This is a genomic window from Pseudomonas sp. C1C7 (assembly GCF_013359595.1).
Taxonomy (GTDB): domain Bacteria; phylum Pseudomonadota; class Gammaproteobacteria; order Pseudomonadales; family Pseudomonadaceae; genus Aquipseudomonas.
Genome location: NZ_JABFMP010000075.1, coordinates 1 through 7,704, shown reverse-complemented (window position 1 = coordinate 7,704; position 7,704 = coordinate 1). Strand labels below are relative to the sequence as shown.

At 64.0% G+C, this 7,704-nt stretch carries 5 protein-coding genes; 4 read left to right on the top strand and 1 reads right to left on the bottom strand.

The features are described from left to right. The coding region (locus HNO86_RS29925; RefSeq protein WP_175380542.1) for an acetyl-CoA C-acetyltransferase at positions 1-1,233 on the bottom strand (1,233 nt) is incomplete at its 3' end. A gap of 254 nt (positions 1,234-1,487) precedes the next feature. Here HNO86_RS29925 and HNO86_RS29920 point away from each other — a divergent pair. The 4 genes from HNO86_RS29920 to HNO86_RS29905 all read left to right on the top strand — a co-directional run bounded on the left by HNO86_RS29920 (position 1,488) and on the right by HNO86_RS29905 (position 7,411). Then, positions 1,488-2,840 carry a 3-oxoacyl-ACP reductase gene (locus HNO86_RS29920; protein WP_175380541.1) on the top strand — a complete coding sequence of 451 codons (1,353 nt, stop codon included), beginning with the start codon at positions 1,488-1,490 and terminating at the stop codon, positions 2,838-2,840. A gap of 2 nt (positions 2,841-2,842) precedes the next feature. Further along, positions 2,843-3,697, top strand: coding sequence for a MaoC family dehydratase (locus HNO86_RS29915; protein WP_175380540.1), 855 nt, complete (start codon positions 2,843-2,845; stop codon positions 3,695-3,697). A 354-nt stretch (positions 3,698-4,051) separates the two neighbouring features. Further along, positions 4,052-5,605 carry a collagen-like triple helix repeat-containing protein gene (locus HNO86_RS29910; RefSeq protein WP_175380539.1) on the top strand — a complete coding sequence of 518 codons (1,554 nt, stop codon included), beginning with the start codon at positions 4,052-4,054 and terminating at the stop codon, positions 5,603-5,605. Between the two features lie 138 nt (positions 5,606-5,743). Continuing rightward, positions 5,744-7,411, top strand: coding sequence for a ShlB/FhaC/HecB family hemolysin secretion/activation protein (locus tag HNO86_RS29905; protein ID WP_175380538.1), 1,668 nt, complete (start codon positions 5,744-5,746; stop codon positions 7,409-7,411). Positions 7,412-7,704 lie beyond the last annotated feature (293 nt).

The window sequence follows — 7,704 nt, the reverse complement described above, 5'->3', positions numbered from 1 at the left end:
AATCGACACCAACCCCCGCCCCTTCCCCGCCGCATCCAGCAACTTCGCCAGGTTCGCCACAATCCTCCCTCCTGTAGCCGCAAACGGATGCCCCGCCGCCAGCGAGCTGCCTTTGACGTTCAGCCGGCTACGGTCGATCGAACCCAAGGGCGCATCCAGCCCGAGCCGGGTCTTGCAGTAGTGCGCATCCTCCCAGGCCTTCAGCGTACAAAGCACCTGCGCGGCGAAGGCTTCGTGGATTTCGTAGTAGTCGAAGTCCTGCAGGGTCAGGCCATTGCGCGCCAGCAGGCGCGGCACGGCATACACCGGCGCCATCAACAGGCCTTCGGCGCCGTTGACGAAATCCACTGCCGCCGCTTCGCCGTCGCGCAGGTAAGCGAGGATCGGCAAGCCGCGCTCCTTCGCCCACTCTTCGCTGCCCAGCAACACCAGCGACGCGCCATCGGTGAGCGGTGTCGAGTTGCCGGCGGTGAGCGTGCCCTTGGCGCTTTTCTCGAAAGCGGTTTTCAGGGTCGCGAGTTTTTCCAGAGTCAGGTCCGGGCGCAGGTTGTTGTCGCGGGTCAGGCCCAGAAAGGGTGTCATCAGATCGTTGTGCCAGCCCTCGGCGTAGGACGCGGCCAGCTTGTGGTGACTTTCCATCGCCAGCTGATCCTGCGCCTCACGGGAAATGCCCCAGGTCTGCGCCATCAGCTCGCAGTGCTGGCCCATGGACAAACCGGTGCGCGGCTCGCCGTTGCGCGGGAATTCGGGGATCAGGTGTCGGGGGCGCAATTTCAGGAAGGTCTTGAGCTTGTCGCCGGTGGTCCTGGCGCGGTTGGCTTGCAGCAGGATCTTGCGCAGGCCCTCGCCGACGCTGATCGGCGCATCAGAGGTAGTATCGACGCCGCCGGCAATGCCGCACTCGATCTGCCCCAGGGCGATCTTGTTGGCCACCAGCAACGCCGCCTCCAGCCCGGTGCCGCAGGCCTGCTGAATGTCATAGGCCGGGGTCGCGGGCGAGAGCCGCGAACCGAGCACGCACTCGCGGGTCAGGTTCATGTCCCGCGAATGCTTGAGCACCGCGCCCGCCACCACCTCGCCGATGCGCAGGCCATGCAGGTTGTAGCGTTCGATCAGGCCTTCGAGCGCGGCGGTGAGCATGTCCTGATTGCTGGCCGTGGCGAACGGCCCGTTGGAGCGGGCGAAGGGAATCCGGTTTCCGCCGATGATCGCGACGCGGCGCAGTTGAGTCATGAAAAGCTCCTGATGAAATATTCAGATACCAAACCCAGCCCGACCCCTGCAGGAGCGAAGCTTGCTCGCGAAAACGGTGTGTCAGCTACATTGATGCTCACTGAAACAACGCCTTCGCGAGCAAGCTTCGCTCCTGCAGGATTGCGTTGGGCTACGTTGTCATAACGCACAAGCGTAGGCCTTATCTCGCGGACCGAACGACTGATCGCCAATCATGGTCCACACTTTGAACCCCAGCTTGCGGAGTGCGTTCCATGTCTGACCGCTATATCGAATTCGCCAATTCCTCCATCGGCCACCGCCTGGTCGGGGCCCTGGGCCTGCCAACGCCGGTGCGCCTGGAGCGCTGGCAAGCCGGTCGGCTGCGGCCGGTCGAGGGTGCACTGCTGATCGGCGGCGGGCCACTGGCGCAGCATGTCAACGCCTTCGCCAACCGCCTGACTGACGCGATCTACAGTTACGGCGCCGAACCTTCGATGGCCACCGAGTGGATTCCCGGCCACGGCCCGAAACTCAAGGCCGTGGTGTTCGATGCCAGCGATCTGCTGCAAACCGGGCAGCTCAAACAGCTGCGCGAGTTCTTCCAGCCGCTGATGAAAAACCTCGATCATTGCGCGCACTTGGTGATTCTCGGGCGTGATCCACAGACCCTGAGCGATCCGTTCGCCGCCAGCGCCCAACGCGCCCTCGAAGGCTTCAGCCGATCACTGGCCAAGGAACTGCGCAGCGGCGGCACCCTGCAATTGATCTACGTCGGCGACGGTGCCGAAGATCAGCTCGAAGGCCCGCTGCGGTTTTTCCTCTCCCCGAAAAGCGCATTCGTTTCCGGACAAGTGATTCGCCTCAACGCCTGCGCCACCCAGGTGAGCGACTGGACTCGCCCCCTGGCCGGACGCAAGGCGCTGGTCACCGGCGCGGCCCGGGGCATCGGCGCCTCCATCGCCGAAACCCTGGCCCGGGACGGCGCCGACGTCATCCTGCTCGACGTGCCACCGGCGAAGAACGATCTCGACGCCCTCGCCGCACGTCTGGGCGGCAAGAGCATCACTCTGGACATCTGCGCCGAAGATGCCGCCACGCAACTGGTCGAACACCTGCCCGACGGCGTCGACATCGTGGTGCACAACGCCGGGATCACCCGGGACAAAACCCTGGCCAACATGACCCCGGATTTCTGGGACGCGGTGCTCGCGGTCAACCTCAATGCGCCGCAAGTGCTGACCCAGGCACTGCTCGACAGCGGCACGCTGCGCGACAATGCGCGGGTGATTCTGCTGGCCTCGATCAGCGGCATCGCCGGCAATCGCGGGCAGACCAATTACGCGGCGAGCAAGGCCGGGCTGATCGGTCTTGCGCAAGCCTGGGCGCCGTCTCTGCTGGAGCGGGGCATCAGCATCAACGCCGTGGCCCCAGGTTTCATCGAGACGCAGATGACCGCGAAGGTGCCCTTCGGCCTGCGCGAGGCCGGCCGACGCATGAGCTCCCTGGGCCAGGGCGGCCTGCCGCAGGACGTGGCCGAAGCGGTGGCGTGGCTGGCGCAACCGGGCACCGGCGCCTTCACCGGGCAAGCCTTGCGCGTGTGCGGGCAAAGCGTTCTGGGGGCCTAGACATGACTACTGACTGGCACCAGCTCGATCGCGAACCCGGCTTGCCGGCGCTCTTTGCGAAAGCCGCGACCCGACGAAAAATCACCGGCACCACCCTTCCCGACATCGGTTTGCGCTGCTGGGTGGATATCGATCCCCAACGCCTGGCGGCTTATCGCAAGGTCTGCGGTTTCGCCGACAACAGCCTGCTGCCGCCGACCTATCCACACATCCTCGCCTTCGCCTTGCAGATGCAACTGCTCACCCGCCACGAGTTTCCGTTTCCCCTGCTCGGGCTGATCCACCTGAGCAACCGCATTCGCGTATCGCGCCCCATGGGGGGTCTGCATCGGGCGCAAGTCAGCGTGCGCGTGCAGAACCTGCAACCTCACGCCAAGGGCGCGACTTTCGATTTGCTGACGACTTTGGAAGATCAGCTTGGAACGCTGTGGGAGGCGCAGAGCACGATGCTCTGTCGCGGGGTCAAGCTTGAGGGCGAACCGGTGGAAGAGGTAATCGCCTCGACGCTACCCCTGACCCAGATCGCCCAATGGAAAGCCCCCGCGGACATCGGCCGGCGCTACGCCAAAGTTTCCGGCGACTACAACCCGATTCACCTGAGTGCGGCCAGCGCGAGGCTGTTCGGTTTTCCTTCGGCCATCGCTCATGGACTTTGGAACAAGGCCCGGACGCTGGCGGCGCTGGATGAACATTTGCCGACGGCGAATTACGAGATCGCGGTGCAGTTCAAGAAGCCGGTGCGGTTGCCCAGTGAGGTGGCGCTGCTGGCCAGTGCGGCGGGGTCGAGTGGGGAGTTGCAGTTGATCGGCAGTGGCGATCTGGAACACATGGCAGGCAATTGGCAGCCTCTGGGCTGATTGCTTGGACTGGGGATTTTTGCGGGCCCGGCGGACGTCTTCGCGGGCAAGCCTCGCTCCTACAGGGCCCGTGGTGGACAAAAATCTGTGGGCGTCCCCAATCCACTGTAGGAGCGAGCAGGGACGATTGAATTGTGTATATCACTTAAGTGTCCATTCTTCTCGACGCCTTCCTGACTCATTGATTTCACGGCAATTTTTCCTCACCACCGCCTCGCATTAATACCAATTCAATAATGGCGCACCACCGCCCTTGCGACTGTCATGTGAACAACGGACGAAGGAATGGCCGGCAACAGAATCGGTCAGCCTTCGATGACAACGACGTTGTTCCTGGTGCAAGGACTCTGAATCATGAACTCACAGGTGTGGCACAAATCGGCAATCGCATTGGCGCTCGCGCTTTCCCTCGGACTCACCGGCTGCAGCAGCGGCGGTGGCGGTCATCACAGCAGCCCGGACAGCTCCTCCGCGGATGGCGGGACGGCGGGCACCGGTGGTGCGGGCGGCAGTAGTGGCGGCGCAGGCGGTTCCGATGGCACCGCTGGCACTGGCGGTGGTGGCACCACCAATCCAACTGATCCAACCAACCCCACCAATCCAACAGATCCGACGAACCCAACCAATCCGACCGATCCCACCAACCCGACCAACCCCGGCGCAACGCCTCTGGTCACCACCACGCTTGTCCAGGATGTCGGCAACACCGTCAGCGGCGTGGGCTCAGGCGTCGGGCAGATCGGCGATTCACTGAGTTCCGTACCCGTGGCCGGCGGTGTCGTGCAGAGCGTGGCCAACACCACCGGCAATGTCGTCAGCACCCTGGGCGATGGCGTGGCCAATGGCCTGGGCAAACTCGGCACCGATCCCAATGGCCTGGGTGTCACGGTGTCGGCAGCAGGCGGCGTGGTGCAGGATCTCGGCAATGGCGTTTCCGATGTCAGCGGCAAACTGGCCACGGCCACCAGCAGCGTTCCAGTCGTGGGCGGCGTAGTGACCCGGGTCGCCCCGGTGCTCGATGGCGTCGGCGAACGCGTCACCATGCTCGGCGACACCCTGAGCACCGCCACCACCACCGGCCCACTGGGCACGGTAACCCAGCAAGTCGGCAACAGACTGGTGCCGGTGATCGCCATGGTCGAGAGCACTACCGACAAAGTGGGCAGCGCCACCGGGCTGGGCGATCCGCTCAAGGGTGTGGTGAAACAGGTCGGCGATACCGTCAATGGCGTGGGTACCCGAGTGACCGATGCCGGCAACGGCAATGCGCTGACCAACACCGTGGGCGGTGCCGTGAGCAACGTCGGCACCACGGTCGGCAAGGCAGGTGGCCTGGTGTCCAATGGCACAGGAGCCGGGACTGGCACGCCGGGCACCGGTCTGCTGGAAACTGTCGGCGGCGCGGTGGTCAACGTCGGCAACGGCCTGAATATCGGCAACAGTAACGGAACGGTCAGCGCGGCAGGCATAACCGGTGCGGCCGGCGGCAATCTGGTCGCCAGCGTCGGCAGCGCACTGGGTGGCAGCGGCGTGGCCAATACCGCACCGACGGCGGCGCTGGGCACGCTTGGGACCAACGTCGGCGCAGCGATCAACCCGGTCACCACCGCGGTATCGGGGCTGACGCAAAACGTCGGCGCCACCACCGGACTCGGCGCCCCCGTCGCCAGCCTCACCAACCAGACCGGAGGAGCAGTTGCCAACCTCGGCACTGCAATAGCCGGCAGTAATGCCAACCCGGTGGTCACGGCCCTTGGTAATACCGTGACCACCGTGGGCGGCACCGTCGCTGCCGCTGGCGGCCTGGTCAATGCCGGCTCTGCGGGCACTGGCGCGGCCGGCACAACCGGCGGGCTGGGCGGTGTCATCGGCGGACTCACCGGCGCCCTGGGCGGCAACAGACGCTAACTTGCACCTGGCCGTCGGCAGGCGGCCTTACCTACAGCGCCTACACTTGGTTGAGGGCGGAAGATGTTACTCAGTCTTCCGCCTTTTCTTTGGGTCACGAAGATCCAGGTGCTACAGCGATCGAACAGGGAGTGCCCTATGCGCGTCATGGCTTTTTTGTTGTTGTTCCCCCTCAGCTCCACCCTCCTCGCCGACACCCTGCCCAGCTTCCTCAACAGCAACGAAACCATCCGTAACCTGCCGGTGCCGAACCTGCCTGCCGATGCCTACCGTCCGAGCGCCACACCACTGCAAGTCCCCGAGCCCGGCGCGCGTCAGGAACCGCTGATGATGGACACCAAAGTGCAGCTCAAGAACGTGCAGATCCAGGGCGGCACGATCTACCCGCTGGAGGAACTGGCGGCGCTCTATCAACCCTTGCTCGGACACGAAACCAGCCTCGCCGACCTGATCGAAGCGACCCGCAGCATCACCCGTCGTTATCAACAGGATGGCTACCTGCTGTCCTACGCCTTCCTGCCCCAGCAGAATTTCGACAACGGCACCGCCCGCGTGGTGTTGGTGGAGGGCTACATCAAGGATTACCAAGTGCAAGGCGACGTTGGCCGGGTCAAAGCGCTGCTGGATAAACTGGTGGCAAAACTGCAGGCCGAACGCCCGCTGACCCGCAAGACGTTCGAGCGCTACACCACGCTGATGAGCCGCATTCCCGGCGTCACCTTGCAAGCCCAGGTGCCGCCACCTGGCACCACCGATGGCGCGTCAACCCTGACCTCCCAGGTCAGCCGCAAACCCTTCACCAGCACCCTGAGCACCACCGAAGACAACCGCAACGGCACCCAGGCCCTGCTCGGTGTGAGCAGCAATTCCCAGACCGCCATGGGCGAACAACTGACCCTCAGCGGCCTGTTTCCACCGGGTGACGATCAAGAGCATTACTACCGTCTGGACTATAACCAGTTCCTCAATACCGAGGGCACACAACTGCTTCTTTCCGCCTCCCGCTACCGCGCTGATCTGGGCAGCAATGTGCGCCTGGACAACGGCCTCGAACTGGAACCGCACCGGGAAAACGATCGCTATTCCATAGGCTTCAACCATCCGCTGATCGCCTCCCCCAACGAGGTGCTCAGTGCCGGCGCGCGCCTGTACGCCGTGGACGACAAGACCCGCTACAAGGTGGTGGGCTTCCCCTTGAGCGTCGAGCAACGCACCGACATCCGCGCCCTGGCGTTCGAAAGCGACTGGCGCAAGGCCGACACCCGCCAACTGCGCATCCTCAGCGGCGGGCTGTACCAGGGCATCGACGGCATGGGCGCCAACACCGACAACAGCGCCATCGACCTGGACTTCTTCCGCTTGCGCCTGTCAGGGGTTCAGAGCGACAAGTTCTTCGACAACTGGCAAGGCGTCCTCTCCGCCGCCCTCTACTGGAGCGACGACACCCTGCCCGACAGCGAACGCGCCGTCTTCGGCGGCCAGAACTTCGGCCGCGGCTACCCCGACGACCAGGCCTCCGGCGACAAGGGCTGGGGTGCGGCGTATGAGGTGAACTACAGCTTCAATCGCGAAGGCAGCTGGGTTCGGGTGCTGCAACCTTACGTGGTGCTGGACCGCGCCAAGACCTGGTTCAACAAACTGCCGGTCCAGGGCAACGACATGTCATCGGCGGCGGTGGGGCTGAGATTTGGCGATGCCAAGTACTACAACATCGCACTGGAAGCGGCCAAGCCGATGTCGGAGAAGGCGCTGGATACGTTTAATCGGCGGGCGCGGTATAGCATCAGTTTCAGTTATCAGTTGTAGGGACGCCGTCGCTGGCAAGCTGGCTCCCACAGCTTTGGTCTGGGTACATTCGGGAAATCGGGTTGTCTGTGAGGCCGCCTTCGCGGGCAAGCCTTGCTCCTACAGGTTTTGTGGCGGACGCAAAATCTGCGGGCGCCCCCGCACATCTGTAGGAGCTGTCGAGTGGAACGAGGCTGCGATCTTTTGAAGGGCAAGATCAAAAGATCGCAGCCTTCGGCAGCTCCTACACGAACCAAATCCGATCAGGCCGGCCGGTAGGCCGCCTCGCTTTTGATTTTGATCCACCCGCCCCG

Coding starts and splice junctions, on each gene's coding strand:
- HNO86_RS29920 (WP_175380541.1), top strand. CDS start 1,488: ATGTCTGACCGCTATATCGAATTCGCCAATTCCTCCATCGGCCACCGC.
- HNO86_RS29915 (WP_175380540.1), top strand. CDS start 2,843: ATGACTACTGACTGGCACCAGCTCGATCGCGAACCCGGCTTGCCGGCG.
- HNO86_RS29910 (WP_175380539.1), top strand. CDS start 4,052: ATGAACTCACAGGTGTGGCACAAATCGGCAATCGCATTGGCGCTCGCG.
- HNO86_RS29905 (WP_175380538.1), top strand. CDS start 5,744: ATGCGCGTCATGGCTTTTTTGTTGTTGTTCCCCCTCAGCTCCACCCTC.